General features: G+C 49.9%; 20 protein-coding genes. 14 read left to right on the top strand and 6 right to left on the bottom strand.

The features are described 5' to 3' along the window. Nucleotides 1–20: 20 nt before the first annotated feature. From fliE to flgB, 3 genes are read right to left on the bottom strand one after another with little or no spacing between them, the layout of a single operon-like run. Nucleotides 21–326 (bottom strand): flagellar hook-basal body complex protein FliE, encoded by a 306-nt coding sequence (fliE, locus tag C1A11_RS12075; protein WP_102050702.1) that lies wholly within the window; start codon nucleotides 324–326, stop codon nucleotides 21–23. A gap of 37 nt (nucleotides 327–363) precedes the next feature. Continuing rightward, nucleotides 364–825 carry a flagellar basal body rod protein FlgC gene (gene flgC / locus C1A11_RS12070; RefSeq protein ID WP_102050701.1) on the bottom strand — a complete coding sequence of 154 codons (462 nt, stop codon included), beginning with the start codon at nucleotides 823–825 and terminating at the stop codon, nucleotides 364–366. A 14-nt stretch (nucleotides 826–839) separates the two neighbouring features. Beyond that, nucleotides 840–1,226: a flagellar basal body rod protein FlgB gene (gene flgB, locus C1A11_RS12065; protein ID WP_102050700.1), complete on the bottom strand. Its 387-nt coding sequence runs from the start codon at nucleotides 1,224–1,226 to the stop codon at nucleotides 840–842. 799 nt (nucleotides 1,227–2,025) lie between these two features. Between flgB and C1A11_RS12055 the strand changes: the two genes are divergently transcribed. Together C1A11_RS12055 and C1A11_RS12050 are read left to right on the top strand one after the other, a co-directional pair. After that, nucleotides 2,026–3,240, top strand: a complete 1,215-nt coding sequence (locus C1A11_RS12055) for a flagellin N-terminal helical domain-containing protein (RefSeq protein WP_102051085.1) — start codon at nucleotides 2,026–2,028, stop codon at nucleotides 3,238–3,240. 105 nt (nucleotides 3,241–3,345) lie between these two features. Beyond that, nucleotides 3,346–3,753: a bacteriohemerythrin gene (locus C1A11_RS12050; protein WP_102050698.1), complete on the top strand. Its 408-nt coding sequence runs from the start codon at nucleotides 3,346–3,348 to the stop codon at nucleotides 3,751–3,753. Nucleotides 3,754–3,863: 110 nt separating this feature from the next. Here the strand turns inward: C1A11_RS12050 and C1A11_RS12045 are convergent, their stop codons facing one another. The 3 genes from C1A11_RS12045 to C1A11_RS12035 are packed head-to-tail and all read right to left on the bottom strand — an operon-like array spanning nucleotide 3,864 to nucleotide 6,209. After that, nucleotides 3,864–4,469, bottom strand: a complete 606-nt coding sequence (locus tag C1A11_RS12045; protein WP_102050697.1) for a PilZ domain-containing protein — start codon at nucleotides 4,467–4,469, stop codon at nucleotides 3,864–3,866. A gap of 14 nt (nucleotides 4,470–4,483) precedes the next feature. Next, nucleotides 4,484–4,789, bottom strand: a complete 306-nt coding sequence (locus C1A11_RS12040) for an EscU/YscU/HrcU family type III secretion system export apparatus switch protein (protein ID WP_102050696.1) — start codon at nucleotides 4,787–4,789, stop codon at nucleotides 4,484–4,486. After that, nucleotides 4,776–6,209, bottom strand: coding sequence for a hypothetical protein (locus tag C1A11_RS12035; RefSeq protein WP_102050695.1), 1,434 nt, complete (start codon nucleotides 6,207–6,209; stop codon nucleotides 4,776–4,778). The genes C1A11_RS12040 and C1A11_RS12035 overlap by 14 nt, the downstream gene beginning before the upstream one ends. 96 nt (nucleotides 6,210–6,305) lie before the next feature. Between C1A11_RS12035 and C1A11_RS12030 the strand changes: the two genes are divergently transcribed. From C1A11_RS12030 to C1A11_RS11975, 12 genes are all read left to right on the top strand, one after another. Next, a complete protein-coding gene (locus tag C1A11_RS12030) occupies nucleotides 6,306–8,411 on the top strand; it encodes a chemotaxis protein CheA (RefSeq protein ID WP_102050694.1) in 2,106 nt (701 codons plus the stop codon). A 29-nt stretch (nucleotides 8,412–8,440) separates the two neighbouring features. Then, nucleotides 8,441–8,929 (top strand): chemotaxis protein CheW, encoded by a 489-nt coding sequence (locus C1A11_RS12025; protein WP_242965925.1) that lies wholly within the window; start codon nucleotides 8,441–8,443, stop codon nucleotides 8,927–8,929. 33 nt (nucleotides 8,930–8,962) lie between these two features. Next, nucleotides 8,963–9,766 (top strand): CheR family methyltransferase, encoded by an 804-nt coding sequence (locus C1A11_RS12020; protein ID WP_102050692.1) that lies wholly within the window; start codon nucleotides 8,963–8,965, stop codon nucleotides 9,764–9,766. Between the two features lie 34 nt (nucleotides 9,767–9,800). Then, a complete protein-coding gene (gene cheB / locus C1A11_RS12015; RefSeq protein ID WP_102050691.1) occupies nucleotides 9,801–10,868 on the top strand; it encodes a chemotaxis-specific protein-glutamate methyltransferase CheB in 1,068 nt (355 codons plus the stop codon). Nucleotides 10,869–10,970: 102 nt separating this feature from the next. Next, nucleotides 10,971–11,309: a flagellar biosynthesis anti-sigma factor FlgM gene (locus tag C1A11_RS12010; RefSeq protein ID WP_145995761.1), complete on the top strand. Its 339-nt coding sequence runs from the start codon at nucleotides 10,971–10,973 to the stop codon at nucleotides 11,307–11,309. Next, nucleotides 11,306–11,779 carry a flagellar export chaperone FlgN gene (gene flgN / locus C1A11_RS12005; protein ID WP_102050689.1) on the top strand — a complete coding sequence of 158 codons (474 nt, stop codon included), beginning with the start codon at nucleotides 11,306–11,308 and terminating at the stop codon, nucleotides 11,777–11,779. The genes C1A11_RS12010 and flgN overlap by 4 nt, the downstream gene beginning before the upstream one ends. Nucleotides 11,780–11,817: 38 nt before the next feature. After that, complete coding sequence (locus tag C1A11_RS12000) at nucleotides 11,818–13,668, top strand: flagellar hook-associated protein FlgK (protein ID WP_102050688.1); 1,851 nt, start codon at nucleotides 11,818–11,820, stop codon at nucleotides 13,666–13,668. A 14-nt stretch (nucleotides 13,669–13,682) separates the two neighbouring features. After that, complete coding sequence (locus C1A11_RS11995) at nucleotides 13,683–14,807, top strand: hypothetical protein (protein WP_102050687.1); 1,125 nt, start codon at nucleotides 13,683–13,685, stop codon at nucleotides 14,805–14,807. A gap of 43 nt (nucleotides 14,808–14,850) precedes the next feature. Further along, nucleotides 14,851–15,459 carry a DUF6470 family protein gene (locus C1A11_RS11990; RefSeq protein ID WP_102050686.1) on the top strand — a complete coding sequence of 203 codons (609 nt, stop codon included), beginning with the start codon at nucleotides 14,851–14,853 and terminating at the stop codon, nucleotides 15,457–15,459. A 16-nt stretch (nucleotides 15,460–15,475) separates the two neighbouring features. Further along, nucleotides 15,476–15,922, top strand: coding sequence for a flagellar assembly protein FliW (fliW, locus tag C1A11_RS11985; protein ID WP_102050685.1), 447 nt, complete (start codon nucleotides 15,476–15,478; stop codon nucleotides 15,920–15,922). Between the two features lie 4 nt (nucleotides 15,923–15,926). Then, nucleotides 15,927–16,169: a carbon storage regulator CsrA gene (csrA, locus tag C1A11_RS11980; RefSeq protein WP_102050684.1), complete on the top strand. Its 243-nt coding sequence runs from the start codon at nucleotides 15,927–15,929 to the stop codon at nucleotides 16,167–16,169. 327 nt (nucleotides 16,170–16,496) lie between these two features. Beyond that, the gene (locus C1A11_RS11975; RefSeq protein WP_102050683.1) at nucleotides 16,497–17,957 is read left to right on the top strand and encodes a carbon starvation CstA family protein; all 1,461 of its coding nucleotides are present in this window, start codon (nucleotides 16,497–16,499) and stop codon (nucleotides 17,955–17,957) included. The last annotated feature ends 20 nt before the right edge of the window (nucleotides 17,958–17,977 follow it).

Genomic DNA, 17,977 nt, shown 5'->3' with positions numbered 1-17,977 from the left:
AGCGCTGTCTGCGCCAAAATTTACAGGCTGATACGAGTCAGCTCTGTATAGGCATCTAACGCCTTATTGCGCAGTTGCACCAAGAGGTCGACCGAAAGCTGCGCTTTTGTACCTGCAATTGTAAGCTCTGCCGGGTTGTCCAGCTGGCCGGTAGCCAGCAGATACTCTGCACGGTTTTTCTCCGCATCTGTTTCGCGCACATTATTAATGGCGGTTTCAAAAATATCGGCAAACATTCCACGGTTTTCTTCGCTGACCGCGGTGCTTTTGCCTGTGGTAGAAATCGCTTCCCGAAGAAGCTGTATATTTTCGATGGGGGTAGTCATCTTTCTTTCTCTCCTTCAACTTTCGGTTCACACCGGCTTATTTGCCAATCTCCAGCCCTTTCGATGCCACCGCTTTTAAAACATTCAGCGCGGTTACATTGGCCGAGAAAGCCTGTGTGGCCGCCATTGCATCCGAAATTTCTTTCACTAAGGTCACATTTGGCATTTCCACATATCCCTGCTCGTTTGCATCGGGATGGGTAGGGTCATAAACCAACTTCATATCAGAAGGATCTTCTGCGATTTCGGTAACACGAACGCCGCCAAGTGTGCTGTAACCACGGTTGGATACAGCCGTATTCTCTGCGTTTGCCATCGCTTTTCGAAAATCATCGCGCCCTGCTTTGGCTTCGAGCACTACCATCTTGCGACGGTATGCGCCGCCAGCTTCAGTACGGGTGGTACCCATATTGGTGATATTCTCAGATACTACATCAAGACGAAGCTGCTGTGCCGTAAGGCCGGAGCCCACAATATTCATTGAGCTTAAAAATGCCATGATTGTTTCCTCCCTTATTGACCTTTAATCGCACTGCGCAGCACGCTGAAATCGTTATTGATTGCAGTCATTACATATTGCAGCTGATAGCCATTGCGTGAAAGTTCCAGGTTCTGCTCGGTCAAGTTGACACCGTTGCCATCCAGCCGGGTTGCCTCCTGCGCCTCATTTACCTGAACCTGCGTTTTTTGCAGCACATTGCGCATTTCTGCTTTTGGCTTTGCCCCCCCTGCTGCCGACTCCAGCTTTTGTCGCAGGTTTTCTTCAAAGCTTACATACTTTGCTTTGTAGTTCGGGGTTTCTGCATTTGAAATGTTATCGAGAATCGCTGCTTGCTTGGTCCATAAATAGTCCATGGACCGTTCCATCATATACAGTGAATTGGTAGTCAAAAAGCTCATACACTTTTCTCCCTTCTGGCGTTGGCCAGCTAAAATTCTTTCAGCAACCAGAAACAGCGGCTAAATGCCGCATCATCCGTTTCTCTTTTTGATGTCATCTTTTCCCGGCTCCGCAAAACCGTAAATTGCACTCGGTCACACGCTTGGTAACAGGTTTTTAAAAAATTAAACATTTTTGATAATTTTGTTACCAAATGTGCTGATAAACCGGCTTTCTGCCCCCTTACCCTGGAATTTAGAATTCCTTATTATATAGGGTAAGCTAGTGAGCAATGTAGAGCCGTTGTTTCTAAGTTAAATAAAAATGCTATAAATCAAGTATTCATCAGCTATTTATGATACAAATTTAACCATATATGGTCTTTTTAACCATTTTCCCATTGTTTTCTTATATTATAAGTGTTTCTATAGCAGACCGCAAGGGTTTACAGTAAAAAATGCGCGAAGTGTGTCGATTCATGCCAACTTCATTTTACATATATTTTCAGCTGTGTTTTTTAAAATATATTTACCTTTTTAATATGTTTTCTCTTATTTCTTTCTTTTTTTATTGGTTTTTTGTTTTCAACAAGATTCTTCAAGGAAAACTGAAGATTAATTATTATAATTTTTTATCTTTTTTTGTTATCACCACTTATTTCCGGCAGAAATATGTCGATATGAGAAATGAACACCCCAGAAAACCTTTTGGGGATAGGTACTGACGCTTTTTTCAGTTGGGGCCCCGGCGAAAAGAGCGTCGGTCGAAAGAGAGAAAGGATGCTCTCTTTTCAACACAAAATACATGGAGGTAACTATTATGAGAATCCAACACAACATCATGGCGATGAACTCTTATCGCAACTACACCAACAACACCAAAGCCGTTTCCAAAAACCTTGAGAAACTGTCTTCCGGCTACCGCATCAACCGTGCAGGCGACGACGCTGCCGGCCTTGCAATTTCCGAGAAAATGCGTGCTCAGATCACCGGCCTGAAAACCGCTGAGAAGAACGCAAAAGACGGCATCTCTTTGGTGCAGACCGCTGAAGGCGCACTGACCGAAGTTCACAGCATGCTGAACCGTATGGCTGAGCTCGCTGACCAGTCTGCCAACGGCACCTACGATAACGAAGTCGACCGTGCAAACCTGCAGAAAGAAGTTTCCGCACTGAACACCGAAATCGACCGCATCGCTGATTCTTCCAACTTCAACGGCATCAAACTGCTCGACGGCTCTCTGGCTGGCGGCGCAAAAGGTTCCGGCATGATTGGCAGCACCAAAGTTTCTTTTGAGCTGGGTGTAAAAGACGCTACCATCTTTGGCGCTAACGAAGCAAAAGTCACCTTCGCTGACGGTGCTGCTGTTGACAAGGGCATTAACGTTGCTTTTGACGATGGCACCGGCGCAATGACCATCACCCTCGGCACCAAAACCGCTGAGACCTACTCTGCTGACCAGATCACCGCTGCTGTCCGTGCGGCTGCTGCTAGCTACGCTGGCGGTGCTACCACCAACGCTGCTGCAATCGGCAAAGCATATGCAGGTTTCACCATGAATGCTGATGGCCCGATGTCCGCTGCTGCTGGCGGCTCTCTGACCATGGCTCAGGCTACCATGACCGATGGCACCGGCGAAGGCCTCACCCTTCAGATCGGCGACACCGCAGAAACCTTCAACAAGCTTTCTGTCAGCGTTGGCGACATGCACACCGCTTCCCTCGGCATCAACCTGGTCGACGTTGGCACTCAGGCTGGCGCTTCCGATGCTATCGCTAAAATCAAAAACGCTATCAACAGCGTTTCTTCTACCCGTGGCGATCTCGGTGCTACCCAGAACCGTCTGGACCACACCATCAACAACCTGTCTGTCATGAGAGAGAACATCCAGGATGCTGAGTCCTCCATCCGTGACGTAGACGTGGCTGAGGAAATGATGGCTTACACCAAAAACAACATCCTCGTTCAGTCTGCTCAGGCAATGCTTGCTCAGGCAAACCAGGCTCCCCAGGGCGTTCTGCAGCTCCTGCAGTAATTCCTTATCGGGTTTTACAAATCCCAAACAGGGCCGGACATCCGTCCGGCCCTGTTTTATTGTTTTTCTTTTATCTCAACAAACGTTTTATAGGAGCGTATTTTTATGGCATTTTCTTTTACCAAAGATCTAGAAACGGGAAATGTGCAGATTGACGCAGAACATAAGCAGCTGATTGCTGCTGTCAACGCTTTGCTGGAAGCTTGCCAGCAGGGCAAAGGACGTGCACAGCTCGAATCTGCCATCAATTTTCTTGCAGACTATACCAAAACTCACTTTGCTCACGAAGAACGCCTTCAGCAGAGCTGCCGTTATCCCCAGTACGAAGCCCACAAAAAATGGCACACCGACTTTATCGCACAGATTCAGCAACTGCGGGATAAGTTTTTGGCTCAAGGCGCAACCTTGCTGCTTGTAGGTGAAGTAAACGGCAAAACCAGCCTGCTCATCTCTCATATTAAAAGCGCAGACTTGGCCCTGGCAAAATATCTGCGGGAACACGAAGCCAAATAGCTTTGCGCTTGCAGCCTATTGCTCTCGGCAACACAAAAAATAAAAAAGCGTGCTTTTAGAAGAATTCTTCTGAAAGCACGCTTTTTATTCTTTATTACACGAAGGCAGCACTATTTCGCGGCGGTATCTCGGTTGAAAATCTGCATACCAAAAACTGCTTCGCAGAGAAAGGTCACCTCATCATCAATTAAGTTGATGAACTTTGCCGCATACAGCTGGGCACCATTGACCGAAGGACGCGGACGAAGAATTTCACAGGTCACAATCAACGGCTCTTCACAGACCGGAAGAACAATCTCGACCTCTTCGCCTTTTTCCAGCACTGCATCACAGTAAAAAGAAACTCCACCGCAGCTTAAATCGTTCCCCTGCACTGCAAGGCGACCTTGCCATTTGCCGGTAACGGGATAAATAAAACTGTCAAAGCGCAGCGGAATACGCAGGTTTTGACGCACATCAGCGCCCAAAGCGCGCATAGGCTCTACAACAATGCGGTCGCCCCGGGCTTTGATAATTTTACCCAGCAATGCCGCGTCTTCATCTTTTTTGCCGACCAACTGCACTACTTCGTGAGAGAGCACTGCATCTATGTGGTCATCCAAAACACGCAGCTGCCACTGCCCGCTCTCTGTAACGACTTCTTTGGCGGCACGTGCCACCGGGAGATATCGGCTGTCCAGTACCAGATAGATATCTTCTTCTTTTCCTGTTGCCATGATGTTCTCCTTTCTTACACAACCGGCTTTTCTTCCGGCGCATCTGGGTCGAACTCCAGAAAATACGCGTAGATTTGAACGACCGCTTGGTAAAGGGACGAGGGAATTTCCTGTCCCAGCTTCATCTGCGACAAAATCGTCGCGAGCGAATTATCTTCATAAACCGGCACACCGCTGTCGGCTGCAACCTCTACAATGCGTTCGGCAAGGTGCCCCATACCAGATGCCACTACAATCGGGGCAGCGTTGTCGCGGTTATATTTGAGCGCTACGGCACGCTTGGCGGGCGCTGCGGAAGTGTTTTCTTTAGATTTTGACATTGATTCCGCTCTTCCCTTCGAAAATTTTAGGGAACACCTCTGAAATCGTCAGCGGGCGTTCCATTTTACTTACCTGCACGGCTTCTGCTTTCAGCCCGTTTTGGGTCAGAATGCCAGAAATAGACTGTTCTATCTGGCGCGAAAACGGTGCAATCTTTTCGGGGCAGTAAACCTGCAGCTTCACCGCTTCGCCCTGGCAGCTCAGCACCATATCAAACATACCCAGTGTCTGAATATCCATCTTAAACAAAAAACGAATCGTGTTTGGTTCTCCATCTTGCTGCTCGCGGCCATTTTCGGCATCGGGGTCTACCCAAAGTTCCGAGAACATCATTTTATCTCCCCACTGCATCGGCAGCAGGTAGTGGCTTACCGGCATATACACGCTTTCGTTTACAAGCATTGCCGAAACAATTTCACGGAAAGCAGATTCCATCTCGGTACCGCCCTCCCCACGCAATGCACGGCTTGCAGCAGATGCCAGCTTGTCGGCAAAGCGGTCGGCAGCGGCAGCTTTGTGGAAATCAGTATCTACCAATAATCGCAGCATCGTTTCGCGCTCTAAGCCGCCTAGTTTTTCTTTCAGCACTGTGTAGCCTGTCAGCTGTTCAAACGTCTGCATCACAGCTTTTGGCGAGCCATTTTCATAGCGGGAAGTATCCAGCGCCAGCAGGGTAAGCAACCCGCGCGACAATCCCATATCATGCGTTTGCTCGGTGTATTTTGCCATGTAGGGGAAGATTTCGTCCTGCAACAGTTTTAGGTTGCCTGCGCGGTCGCCCGCCGTCATGCCTGCTTGCAGTTTTGCGATCATCTCGCGCAGTGCGGCGGCCCACCGGCCGGGAATCGCATCTGCTATATCCTGCAAGCTGCGCAGAATATTTCCTTCAATATGGTGGGTGGACGAGTAATCGCTGTATCTCTTTAAAAATTGCAGAATATCGTTTTTGATGCTCTGCGGCTGGCCGGCAAAATAAGCGTCGCGCAGAATGTTAAACAGCGCACCGCCAAACCGGTTGCCTGCCTTTAGCTGGCCGGTAAAAAAGTTCAGCAGTTCACTTTCATCCATTGGGAACAGCTCAATCAACTCTGCAAGCTCAGTCGCAATCCCCTCTTCCATACCGGAAGAAGCCTCGATTCCCTGTCGGCTCATCAGTAATCTCGAAAGGGTGGTTACCATTTCGGGGTTTTCTCTCAGCCGCTGTAAAAAGCTTTGAAAGTTCGAATCGTACCGCAGCCGGTTTGAGCTGGCGGTGTCCGCAGTGTCCTGCCTGTCTGTGCGCGCGTCGGCGCGGCCCACTCGCGTTGGGTCCGGAATATTTTGAATATGTGTATCGTTTGGCGAAACCGGCAGACTGCGGTTTGTGGTGGTACTGTCATGACCGGGTACCGGGTTGGTAACCCCCAAAAGGTTTGCCATGGGCACCCCTCCTTTAATAAAATTTATAGAAAACTTAATTTTTGTCGTACTTAGTCGATAAATAGGTTAAGTACTTAATAAAAGGTGGCGTTTTTAATGAGCAACAGCGGCAACGAAATTTTAGATATGTATTTGTACGAAACCAATACCCTGTTGGAGCAGCTGGACAGCATCGTGCTGGCAGCAGAACACGTCGACTCTTTTTCTGAAGATGATGTCAACGAGATTTTCCGGATTATGCATACCATCAAAGGCTCTTCAGCTATGATGGAGTTTACTCCTCTTATGACGATTGCACACCGCATCGAAGATCTCTTTTTCATCATCCGCGACAAAGGGATGAACATCGTGGCAGAAGAGCATCGGCCGCTTCTGTTTGATCTTATGTTCCAGGCAATCGACTATTTCCGGAGCGAAGTCGCAAAAATCGAAAACTCTGAACCATTCTCTGAAAATATCGACACTTTCATAGAAAATATTAATAGTTTTATCGCTAAAATTCAACAGGAACCATCTTCCGGTGCGCCGGCCGCGGCCTCGGCACCGGCGGCTGATGCATCGTCCGCAGCTTCGGCTGACGCAGCGATTGCAGGTTTCGGCACAGACCCGGCACATCCCCACCTGCTGCATGTCCTTTTTGATGAAGGCTGCGGCATGGAAAACCTGCGCGCATTTATGCTTGTTACCTCAGTACGGGATTTCTGCGCAGATGAAGTATTTACATTTGTGCCCGAAGATGTCGAGACCAATCCTGAAACTGCTGAATTTATCGTCGAAAACGGCTTTTTGCTGCGCTTTATCAATGCGGCAGACCGCGATAAGGCGATTCCGGCTGTCACAGCTTCGGGTTCGGTAAAGACTTACCAGATTGCCGATGAGGCAGTACCGGCACCGAAAGTTGAAAAAACAGAGCAGGCTGCCCCGGCAGCTGCGAAAAAGCCTGCAGGGCAGGAGACAGCAGCACCCGCTGCCGCGCCTAAAGCTGCTCCCGCTGCTGCCGCTACCCCGGCGCCGCACAGCAAAGAGAGTTTAATCAGTGTGAACCTCAGCAAGCTGGACCATCTGATGGCCGTGGTGGGAGAAATCGTCATCACCGAGTCGATGGTTACCTCTTCGCCCGACCTGAAAGGGCTCAAGCTTGATACTTTCACCAAGTCTGCACGTCAGCTGCGCAAGCTGACTGATGAACTGCAGGACGTTGCGATGTCGCTGCGCATGGTGCCCGTTTCCGGCACCTTCCAGAAAATGAACCGCATTGTGCGCGATATGAGCAAAAAGCTGAATAAGCCCGCCCGGCTCACCCTCGTTGGCGAAGATACCGAGGTGGACAAAACCATCGTGGATAACATCAGCGACCCTATCATGCACATCGTGCGCAACTCGATGGACCACGGTCTGGAAGAGAATACGCAAGACCGCATTGACGCAGGCAAAGACCCTGTTGGCGAAATCACGCTGGCTGCACGCCATACCGGCAGCGAAGTGATTATCGAAATCCGCGATGATGGGCAGGGCGCAAACTATGATGCAGTGCTCGAAAAAGCACGCCGTGTCGGGCTCGCCCAGCCGGATGTAGAATATTCTCAGCGCGAAATTTTGAACTTTTTGATGATGCCCGGCTTCTCAACCAACATCGAAGTTACCGAGTTCTCGGGACGCGGTGTCGGCATGGATGTCGTGAAAAAGAATGTTGAAGATGTCGGCGGCACGGTGGTACTTTCCAGCGAGCCGGGCCGCGGCATGACCACCACCCTTAAAATTCCTCTGACCATGGCAATTATGGATGGTATGGAAATTGCGGTTGGCCATTCTATCTTTACGATTTCCATCAATAACATCCGGCAGATTTTCCGTGTTTCTTCGGCAAACATTATTCAGGATGCGGGCCAGAAAGAAATGATTAAGTGCATGGACAGTTTCTATCCGCTGATTCGGCTGCGTGACCTCTACCAGCTGAAAGAAGGGCTGGATAACGTAGAAGAAGGCATTGTGCTTTGGGTGGAATCGGGTGAATGCTCCTACTGCCTGTTTGTCGATGAGCTCATCGGTGAACAGCAGGTAGTTGTTAAACCGCTGCCGGAGTATGTCAACAGTTACAATATCAAAACCTACGGCATCAGCGGCTGCACCATTTTGGGTGACGGCAACATCAGTATTATTCTGGATGTGGCAAACCTCTACTCTGCCGCACAGGGCCTTTAATGGCAAACATCGTAAAGGAGGAAACAACCGTGACTGATCAAAACATGCTTTTTGCAACCGAAGAGGACCAGGAAGACGAACTGCGCGACGGCGTGCCCGAGGTCCTTACAGAAAAATATCTGGTGTTCCACTCTGGCGGGCTGCTTTTCGGCGTAGACGCCAATTTTGTCGTGGAGATTATCATTAACCACGTAATTACCCCGCTGCCAATTGTCCCGGATTATGTCAGCGGTGTCATCAACCTGCGCGGGCAGATCATCCCCATTGTAGACTTCCGCCTGCTGCTTTGCAAACCGCACCAGGAAAATTGCAGCATTGTGGTACTTAACATTGACGGCGTGCAGCTCGGCATTCTGGTCGATTCTGTCGCCCAGATGGTGGATATTCCCGAAGGCAGTATCCTGCCCGTGCCCACCAGCGGCAACAGTGCGCAAAAGTACATCTCCGGTATGTGCACCTTGCCTGATGAAAGCGGTACGCTGATGGTTTTGGACAGTGCGCTGCTGCTGCATGTCTAACCCCAAACTGTAACAGAAGAAGGAGAACGCCTCATGCAGCCCACTCTATCCGATCGCGATTTTATTCGTTTGAGCCAGTTCATCCAAAAAAACTACGGCATAAACCTTACACAAAAGCGTCAGCTCATCACCAGTCGCCTTTCGACCTCGATTCAGGCCCGGGGCTATGACGATTTCGCTCCTTTTGTCGAGCATCTTCTTACTACAAAAGACCAGTCTGAAATCACTTTGCTGCTGGATAAGCTGACAACCAACTATACCTTTTTCATGCGAGAAAAGGGCCATTTTGATTTTTTCCAGAACACGATTCTTCCGAACCTTGTGGAAAAACATCAAAAGGATAAGACCCTCGCAATTTGGAGCGCCGGTTGCTCCACAGGAGAAGAGCCTTACAACATCTCGATGTATCTGATGGACTACCTGGGCGCTAAAGCCAGCCAGTGGGACACCCGTATTCTTGCAACCGATATTTCAAACCGGGTGCTCGAAGCGGCAAGAAAAGGTGTTTATGAGCTACCGGACACCCTGCCCGCGGGCTGGAAGCAGAAATACTTCGTACCCGCAGAGGACGGCCGTTTTGCGGTGGCCCCGGTCATCCGCAACAACGTTATCTTTCAGCCGTTCAACTTGATGTCCCCCATCCGTTTTCAGCGCAAATTTGACCTTATTTTTTGCCGTAACGTGATGATTTACTTCGACCAGCCCACCAAAGATGCTCTGGTCCGCCGGTTTTACGATGCCACCACACCGGGTGGCTATCTTCTCATTGGTTTCTCTGAAAATCTGAGTTTGAATTCTCCGTATCGCCGGCTGGGCCCTTCGACTTTCCAAAAATAATCCCCGCCTCACGATAGTTAAGGATGATATAGATATGAGAGATACTCAGCAACCTATCCGCGTTATGATCGTAGATGATTCGCTCATTGCGCGCGCCATTATTACCAGAGGCCTTTCTGCCTATCCGCAAATCAAGGTCATTGGTTATGCCATCAATGCGATTGACGCAAAAAACAAATTTCCTTTGCTTAAACCAGACGTAATCACGATGGACGTCGAGATGCCGGGTTTGAGCGGCATTGAGTTTTTGAAACAATTTCTGCCCACAAACCCGGTGCCCGTTATTCTTGTTTCATCACTGGATTTGCGGGTGTTTGATGCCCTTGCTGCCGGTGCAGTGGACTTTGTCCGGAAACCGGACGGCACCGAAAGCAACGACCTTTTCATTCAGCGCCTAGCACAAAAGGTCGTTACCGCCTCCTGTGCCAATATGGCAGCGCGCAAACCGCGGGTGCCTACCACCCCTTCTGCCACTGTACAGTCTATCCTCTCGGGCACCCCGCCTTTAAACAATCTTCCTGTGCTGGACCAGACCATTATCGGACTTGGCGCTTCTACCGGCGGCACCGAAGCAACGCTTGAAATTATGAAACAGCTGCCGGAGGACATCCCAGGCATGGTCATCGTGCAGCATATGCCCACCGGCTTTACCAAAATGTACGCCGACCGTTTAAACCGTCTTTGTAAAATGGAAGTGCGCGAAGCACGCGACCACGATGAGATTCACCGCGGCCTTGCACTGGTAGCCCCGGCTGATTTGCAAACCCGTGTGGTACGCACCGGCAACCGATACACCGTTTCCTGCACGCCGGGCGAAAAAGTCAGCGGGCACTGCCCATCCGTAGATGCGCTTTTCCTTTCGATGGCAAAAACCGTGCACTGCCACATGGCCGGTATTATCCTAACCGGTATGGGCCGCGACGGCGCACAAGGCTTGCTTGCCATGCGTGAAAAAGGCGCTTATACCATCGGGCAGGACAAAGCCTCTTCAGTGGTTTACGGTATGCCGATGGTCGCCAACGACATTGGCGCGGTGGAAGTACAGGCCCCTTGCGAAAATATTGCCTCGGTACTGCTGCGCCATCTTAATTCTTTAAGATGAGTTTTTGAAAAAACCTCGGTTTGGTCGTTATCTTTTTGATTCAACTTACCGATATGTATAGTGTAAAACAAAACATTCTCTTCTGCTGTGCAGAAGTTTCTCTTGAAAGGAGTAGATCCCATGCTGGTTACTTCCAGTTCCAACGGCGTATATCCTGTACGGTCCACACAGCCTTGTGCTCCAACCGGTGGAGGTGCTGATTGCTCCGCCGTTTCGTCCGCACAGAGCAGTTACGACCATCTGGAGCTTTCGCCGGAGCCCAGCGGGGAACAGCGCTTTCAGCTGGACCTGATCAGCCGCCTTTCGCAGGAGGTTCGCAGCGCTACCACCACCGGCGAAATCCGTGCACTGACACAACAAATCGCGAGCGGAGAATACCGCCCCAACGCAATGGAGACCGCCGCTAAAATGCTTTTAATGAAAGGTGACACCGCATTATGACTTCTGCCTTTGCCACTTATCTTTCTCTTTTGCGTGAAATCAGCCGTACTTTGGTTTCTCTTACCGAAACCGCGCAACAAAAAACTGCGGCGGTCCGTCAAGATAACCTTGCGGTGTTAAACGAATGCCTCAAACGCGAGCAGGCTTTAAGCCTTAGCCTGCGCGGCTTTGAGCAAAAGCGTGCCGCTGCCACAAAGGACCTGGGCTTTGAAAGCATTCCGCTGAGCGGGCTTGCCGCCCACTGCCCGGTAGAATTGCAGCCGGAGGCGAAAGCCGCCGCTGAAGAATTGCTGCAAAACTATCAGCTTTACCGCAGTGCATCAGAGGTTGCACGTTCCACGCTGGAATGCAATCTTCATCAGATTGAAAAAGTGCTTGCGGCCTCTGGCGAAGCTGAAATTTCCGGTGCCGGCTATGATGCTGCGCAGCCCGAGCCGCCTGCCCCGATGAAAACAGATTTTCGCGCTTGATAGCCGCGTAATGCAAGGACGAACAAAGGAGTTACAGCATGAACAGTGTTAGCACATTTGGCGCATTTACAACCGCTCGTCTGGGTATTTTTGCAGCGCAAAAAGGTCTCGATGTGGTAGGCCATAACATCACCAATATTAATACGGTAGGCTATACCCGCCAGTCGCTCAACCAGATAAGCCTGCGCGTGGGCGGCTATGACCGTTACCAGCCCCAAAACAATGCTATTGTGGGTTCCGGCGTACTTTGCACCGGTGTTTCGCAGCTGCGCGACCCTTATCTTGATATTCGCTTTCGTACCGAGCAGGCCAGCGTTGGCTCGGCAGACGCAAAGCTGGCTGGCCTTGAAGCACTCTCCTCTATTCTAGATGAGGTAGGCAAAGGCGACGGCAGCGGCGTTATCGAAAAACAATTTAATGATTTAATCACTCAGCTGCAAAACCTGAACACGCAGGGTACTGGCCAGGCCGAATTTGACGCGCTGGTCCGTTCCTCGGCGGCTACGCTGGCTAAATTATTCAATTCCTACTCCTCCAAGCTGGACGATGTTACCCAAAACCAGATTACCAGCCTTAAACAAGAAATCACCGCAGTCAATGACCTGCTCAAAAATATCCGCGATCTCAATGCTTCCATTCGCCGCAGCGATATCCATGGCGATAACGCACTGGAGCTGCGTGACCAGCGCAATCTGCTGATTGACGAGCTCTCGCAATATATGAAAATTGACGTCAGCTACGGCACTGAGGACATCGGCAATGGGCAGACGGTTGAAAAGCTTATCATCAAGCTGGCAGGTGCAAACCCGAACCCAGGTGCTGACCGTACCGATAAGGCAACCTTGATTGATGGCATTTATGGCACCCAGCTTTCCTTTAAGCAGGAGCCAACCGCCAACCCCGCTTTTGACAACACCAAGCCCGCAAGTGATACCAATCCCGCTTACCTGAAAGCAGACGGCACCCCAACCAATGTGCTGGCAGATGCTGAAATGAAAGACAGCACTAACTATGACCTTGTACTGGGTCAATTGACCGATGCAAGGGGCAAAATTCATGCAAATGCAGACGGCACCTTGTCTACTGCTGTCAATCTGGGTGATAACGACCTTTACGGCTCGCTTCAGTCGCTGCGCGAAATTCTTACCGAAAAAGGCGAGTATTCCACCACAGCTGAAATTGCTGCTGACCCGAATGCTGCAACCAAGCGGGGCATCCCCTACTACCGCAATGCACTGGATGCACTGGCGCGTCAGTTTGCCACCGCCTTAAATGATGCTAATACGCTTAGCGATGATGTGATTTATCAGAAAGATGCCGGCGGCAACTTCTTGCTCGACGGTGACGGAAAGAAAATTCTCAAGCCCGGCTATGCCAATTACAAAGGCGGCAATCTCTTCAGCAACAGCGGCACCGGCAACGATGTCTCCAACATTACGGCCGCTAACATTTCAATTTCTCTCGACTGGTCCAAAGGCGACGTACATATTCTTGCCTCTAAAGCAGAAAACGCAACTAGTCAGGATAACTCTAACATTACGCACATTATTGCGTTGATGGACTCCAAACTTGAGTATCGCCCCAGCGATGTTGCTGCCGGCGCTGGCAATACCGTTTCGTTTAAGGGTACCTTCCAGGAGATGCTCACCAACATCGGTGCAACCCTTGCAAATGACAAAAAAACCACTGCAACCATGCTCACCAACTATGTCGCTTCGGCCACCGAGCTGAACACCAGCCGTGATTCGGTTTCTGGTGTAGACCTGAACGATGAAGCTGCCAGCCTGATGCAGTATCAAAAATCCTACGCTGCAGCCTGCCGCTTGATGACCACGCTGGATGAAGCGTTGGACAAGCTGATCAACGGCACTGGCGTAGTTGGCAGATAAGGAGGAGCTTAATTATGATGCGCATTACGACAAATGGCGTGCTTAGGGGCTATCGCTCCAGCCTGGCACGCTCAGCATCTAACCTAAACGCTGCACGCAACACTGTACTTACACGGCGCAACTTTAACTCTTACGCAGAAGACCCTGCTGCTGCAACCCAGTCTTTTAAACTGCGCCGTTCTTTTTCCCGCACAAGTGATCAGCTGACCAACAGCACTGCGCTGGTCAATAAGTTTGAATCTGCCTGGTCCACTATCCAGACTGTCGTCAGCGATTTGGGCAACGCACAGGCCAAAGTGGCGGCACTCAGCGGCCTTACCGACTCGAGTGGCGCAGCACGCCAGCCTCTCGCTGAAGTATTAAACCAAACAGCGGAATCTGCTGTGCAAAGCTTGAACGCAAAATACGCGGACAGCTTTATTTTTGCCGGTTCCGATGGCCTTAATGTCCCTTTTAGCTGGGACAGCGCCACCGGCAATCTTCTGTTTCGCGGCGTTAACGTAAATGCTGGCGGAGTGGAAAAACCCGCTACCGCAGAGCCGGCAGCAGGCGACCCTGTCCCCGCCGAGTGGCAAGCTTACTATGATGACCAGGCTGACCTGAAAAAGCTGCAGGATATGTCCAAAGAGACCCAATACATTGACGTTGGCTTGGGCCTGCAAGAAAATCTGGGCGGCGACTTGGTTTCTTCCAGTGCGTTTAACGGCGCACTTTCCGGCCTTAACTTTATGGGTTTCGGCCGTGATGCTGAAGGCGACCCCAAAAATGTCATCTCTTTAATGAAAGAAATTTCAAACATTTTTGCCCGTTGCGATAAGGATACCGGCAACTTCAACGCAGACGGTACACACCCCACTGACGAAGCTGACGCAACCCGCCTGACCAAAAAACTGGAGGATGCACTTGGAAAAGCAACGTCACAGCATACACAGCTGGACGTAAACGCAAAGTTTTTAAAAACCAACGAAGAGCAGCTTGAGCTTACTGCTGACACCTTGAACCAGCAAATTCTTAGCTTGGAACAATGTGATCTCGCAGATGCCATTACCGCCTTTTCGTGGGCTCAATACTGCTACAATGCCGCACTTAAAGTTGGCAACAGCATCCTTTCCCAATCTTTGATTGATTATATGAACTAAAATCATACAACGAGCGAATAAAAGAAAGGAGTGGGCCGCAACCATGTACCCGCTGATAGAAATTAAAACGATTCCCATTGAAATTGAAATGAAAACTACCAATGCCAAGTTGGAATATACTCGCGGCATAGCAGAGATGGAAGTTTCACGCGATAACGGAGGCTTAAGTATTAAAAGCCGCCCCATTCGCGTCAACATTGACACCTTCGAAGCAAGAAATTCTCTCTCTCCTACGCTTGCACGTTCCATCCAGCAGCAAGCCGAGCGCGGCGTGCAGTCTGCCTATGAGGCCACTGCCACCTATGCGCAGCAAGGCCAGCTTTTGCTGAAAACTAAAATTGGGCAAGAACTCGTTTCGCAGTTTGGCGCAGATGCGCAAACCAAAGATGTAATGACGAATGTAGGAATCGATTTTTTGCCTAAAGGTGGCGCAAATATCAGCTGGGACCTAGGTGAGATGAATATCCGGTACGAGATGGATAAACTAAACTTCGACTGGAAGTTCGGCACCGGTGATTACCAGTTCACCCCGGGCGATATTCAAATTTCAGTTACTCAGCGGCCTGACGTTGTCATCAAATATGTAGGCGGGTTGATTTACGTTCCTCCTTCAGCAGATCCCAACCACGAATCAATTGATGTGAAAGCATAAACAGGAGGTTTCCAGTATGCAGCTCTCTACCAAGTATTTCGGGCAAATTGATTGTGACGAAGCTGATTTTCTTCTTTTCCCCCAGGGCTTGTTTGGGTTTGAGGATGAAAAAAGCTTTTTGCTGATGCCTTTTGCAGATAGTGAGGGCTCTTTGCTATGCCTGCAAAGCACCAAAACACCAGGGCTTGCATTTGTTGTTATGAACCCCTTTTCTTTTAAGCCCGATTATGCCCCCAAGCTAGAGAACGCAGACCTGGCTCGGCTTGAGGTAAACCGCAGCGAAGACCTGTGCTTTTATGTGCTGTGCGTCGTCAAAAACCCCGTAGCCGAAAGCACCGTCAACTTAAAATGCCCGGTAGCGATTAATGATTCGACCCGCAAAGCGATTCAGGTGATTCTCGAAGCCGGCGATTACGAGATGCGGCATCTGCTTGCGGAGTTCGGTACAAAAAAGGAGGGCTGACAAGATGCTGATTTTACAGCGCAAAGCTGGCGAATCTCTATGGATTGGAGATCAGATCAGTGTTTCTGTCCTCTCGGTAGAAGATGGTAAGGTGCGCCTTGCCATCGACGCCCCGAAAGAAGTGCCGATTTTGCGCAATGAACTGCGCATTGCCATGGAGGCCAACCGCGATGCTGCACAGGAAAGTGCTTCTCCACTGGCATTACTTGAGGTTTTGCAGAGCGCAGTTCCGCCTTCTGAAAAATAGAATAAATAATCAAAAAGCATGCCTTTGGGGAAAGCCCGTTGGCATGCTTTTTTGTTTGTCCAGTCTAAAGGCTGTCAGACATTTTGGATTCTCTTGTTTTCAAAATTGCTCTTGTACCAGAAACAAACCTTTAAACTAATATAAAACTTATGAGTTTTTTTGTATTTTTTGTCGTCCGTTTTGTTTCTTTTTTGAAATATATGAATTTTTTATGTATTATACAAAATTTTGTTCAAAGTTTCGTAACAATTAAGATTGTTTTTTATAGCATTGTTTTTTAAAATAAGACTTGGGAGCATATTCACTTTTTTGAGGAGGTTTGCATTTATGATTACATTTTTCATTGCACTCGCCTGTCTCATCGGTGGATATTTTGTATACGGTAAATTCGTAGACAAGATGTTTCACCCGGACGACCGTGCCACTCCCTGCGTCTCTCACCCGGACGGTGTTGACTATTGCCCGCTGCCGAAATGGAGAGCTTTCCTGATTCAGCTGCTCAACATTGCCGGCCTTGGTCCCATCTTCGGTGCACTTTCCGGTGCTATCTGGGGTCCTTCGGTTTACTTATGGATTGTTTTTGGTACTATTTTTGCCGGCGGCGTACACGATTACCTTTCGGGTATGCTCTCTATCCGCAATGACGGTGCCTCTATTTCTGAAATCACCGGCAAATACCTTGGCAACGGTATGAAACAGGTCATGCGCGTTTTCTCGGTTATTCTGCTCGTGATGGTCGGCATCGTATTTATGGTCGGTGCCGCTGGTTTGATTGCCAATATGACCCCGCCTGCCCTCAACAAACAGTTCTGGGTCATTGTGGTGCTCATCTATTTCTTCTTGGCAACACTGCTCCCCATCGATAAACTCATTGGCAAACTCTATCCCGTTTTCGGCATCTGCCTTATCATTATGGCGCTCGGTGTCGGCGGCGGCACCGTTATCCGTGCCATCAACGACCCCACCAATCACCCGATGGTAGAGCTGACTCTGCAAAACCTGAACGATTCCGGCAAATCCATTTGGCCCTTCATGTTCCTTACAGTTGCTTGCGGTGCAATCTCCGGCTTCCATGCCACCCAGTCCCCGATGATCGCCCGCTGCGTTACCAATGAAAAAGAAGGCCGCCAGATTTTCTACGGTGCTATGGTCGCTGAAGGCATCATTGCTCTTCTGTGGGCATCCGCCGGTATTGCGTTCTACTACAACCGTGACCCGGCCGTTGGCTCTATCACTGCCAACCTGCTGGCTCTGGGCGGCGGTAACTCCACCACTGTTTACGAGATTTCTACCGGACTGCTTGGCAAAGTGGGCGGCATTCTCGCCGTGCTGGGCGTTGTTGCCTGCCCTATTACCTCTGGTGATACGGCTTTCCGCAGCGCGCGCCTTACCATTGCAGACTGGTTCCACATCGACCAGGTCGATATGAAAAAGCGGCTCGCCCTCACCCTGCCTTTGCTGGGTATCGGCTATGCAGTTTCTTTCGTCGACTATCAGGTTGTGTGGCGCTATTTCACTTGGTCGAACCAGACCCTCGCCATGATTGCGCTGTGGGCCGGTGCAGTTTATCTGGTCAGCCAGAAGCTCAATTTCTGGATTGCCGCTGTGCCTGCAACCTTTATGAGCGCAGTCAGCATGACTTACCTGCTGATGGCACCCGAACTTTACCTGCAGCTGCCCGCAAGCATCGCTTACCCTGCTGGCATCGTAGTTGCGCTCGCCTTCTTTGTAACTTTCTGGTTCCGTGCTGTGAACCCTGCAAAAAAAGGCTCGCTCGTATTTGAATAAATCTAAATACGTATCTAACC

Source organism: Pygmaiobacter massiliensis (assembly GCF_900199435.1).
GTDB classification, from domain to species: domain Bacteria; phylum Bacillota; class Clostridia; order Oscillospirales; family Ruminococcaceae; genus Pygmaiobacter; species Pygmaiobacter massiliensis.
This window is presented reverse-complemented; position numbering and strand designations above follow the sequence as displayed.

Coding starts and splice junctions, on each gene's coding strand:
- flgN (WP_102050689.1), top strand. CDS start 11,306: ATGACTTCTGCCTTTGCCACTTATCTTTCTCTTTTGCGTGAAATCAGC.
- C1A11_RS12055 (WP_102051085.1), top strand. CDS start 2,026: ATGAGAATCCAACACAACATCATGGCGATGAACTCTTATCGCAACTAC.
- C1A11_RS11990 (WP_102050686.1), top strand. CDS start 14,851: ATGTACCCGCTGATAGAAATTAAAACGATTCCCATTGAAATTGAAATG.
- csrA (WP_102050684.1), top strand. CDS start 15,927: ATGCTGATTTTACAGCGCAAAGCTGGCGAATCTCTATGGATTGGAGAT.
- cheB (WP_102050691.1), top strand. CDS start 9,801: ATGAGAGATACTCAGCAACCTATCCGCGTTATGATCGTAGATGATTCG.
- C1A11_RS12040 (WP_102050696.1), bottom strand. CDS start 4,789: ATGTCAAAATCTAAAGAAAACACTTCCGCAGCGCCCGCCAAGCGTGCC.
- flgC (WP_102050701.1), bottom strand. CDS start 825: ATGGCATTTTTAAGCTCAATGAATATTGTGGGCTCCGGCCTTACGGCA.
- C1A11_RS12000 (WP_102050688.1), top strand. CDS start 11,818: ATGAACAGTGTTAGCACATTTGGCGCATTTACAACCGCTCGTCTGGGT.
- C1A11_RS11995 (WP_102050687.1), top strand. CDS start 13,683: ATGATGCGCATTACGACAAATGGCGTGCTTAGGGGCTATCGCTCCAGC.
- flgB (WP_102050700.1), bottom strand. CDS start 1,226: ATGAGCTTTTTGACTACCAATTCACTGTATATGATGGAACGGTCCATG.
- fliW (WP_102050685.1), top strand. CDS start 15,476: ATGCAGCTCTCTACCAAGTATTTCGGGCAAATTGATTGTGACGAAGCT.
- C1A11_RS12045 (WP_102050697.1), bottom strand. CDS start 4,469: ATGGCAACAGGAAAAGAAGAAGATATCTATCTGGTACTGGACAGCCGA.
- C1A11_RS12050 (WP_102050698.1), top strand. CDS start 3,346: ATGGCATTTTCTTTTACCAAAGATCTAGAAACGGGAAATGTGCAGATT.
- C1A11_RS11975 (WP_102050683.1), top strand. CDS start 16,497: ATGATTACATTTTTCATTGCACTCGCCTGTCTCATCGGTGGATATTTT.
- C1A11_RS12035 (WP_102050695.1), bottom strand. CDS start 6,209: ATGGCAAACCTTTTGGGGGTTACCAACCCGGTACCCGGTCATGACAGT.
- C1A11_RS12020 (WP_102050692.1), top strand. CDS start 8,963: ATGCAGCCCACTCTATCCGATCGCGATTTTATTCGTTTGAGCCAGTTC.
- C1A11_RS12030 (WP_102050694.1), top strand. CDS start 6,306: ATGAGCAACAGCGGCAACGAAATTTTAGATATGTATTTGTACGAAACC.
- fliE (WP_102050702.1), bottom strand. CDS start 326: ATGACTACCCCCATCGAAAATATACAGCTTCTTCGGGAAGCGATTTCT.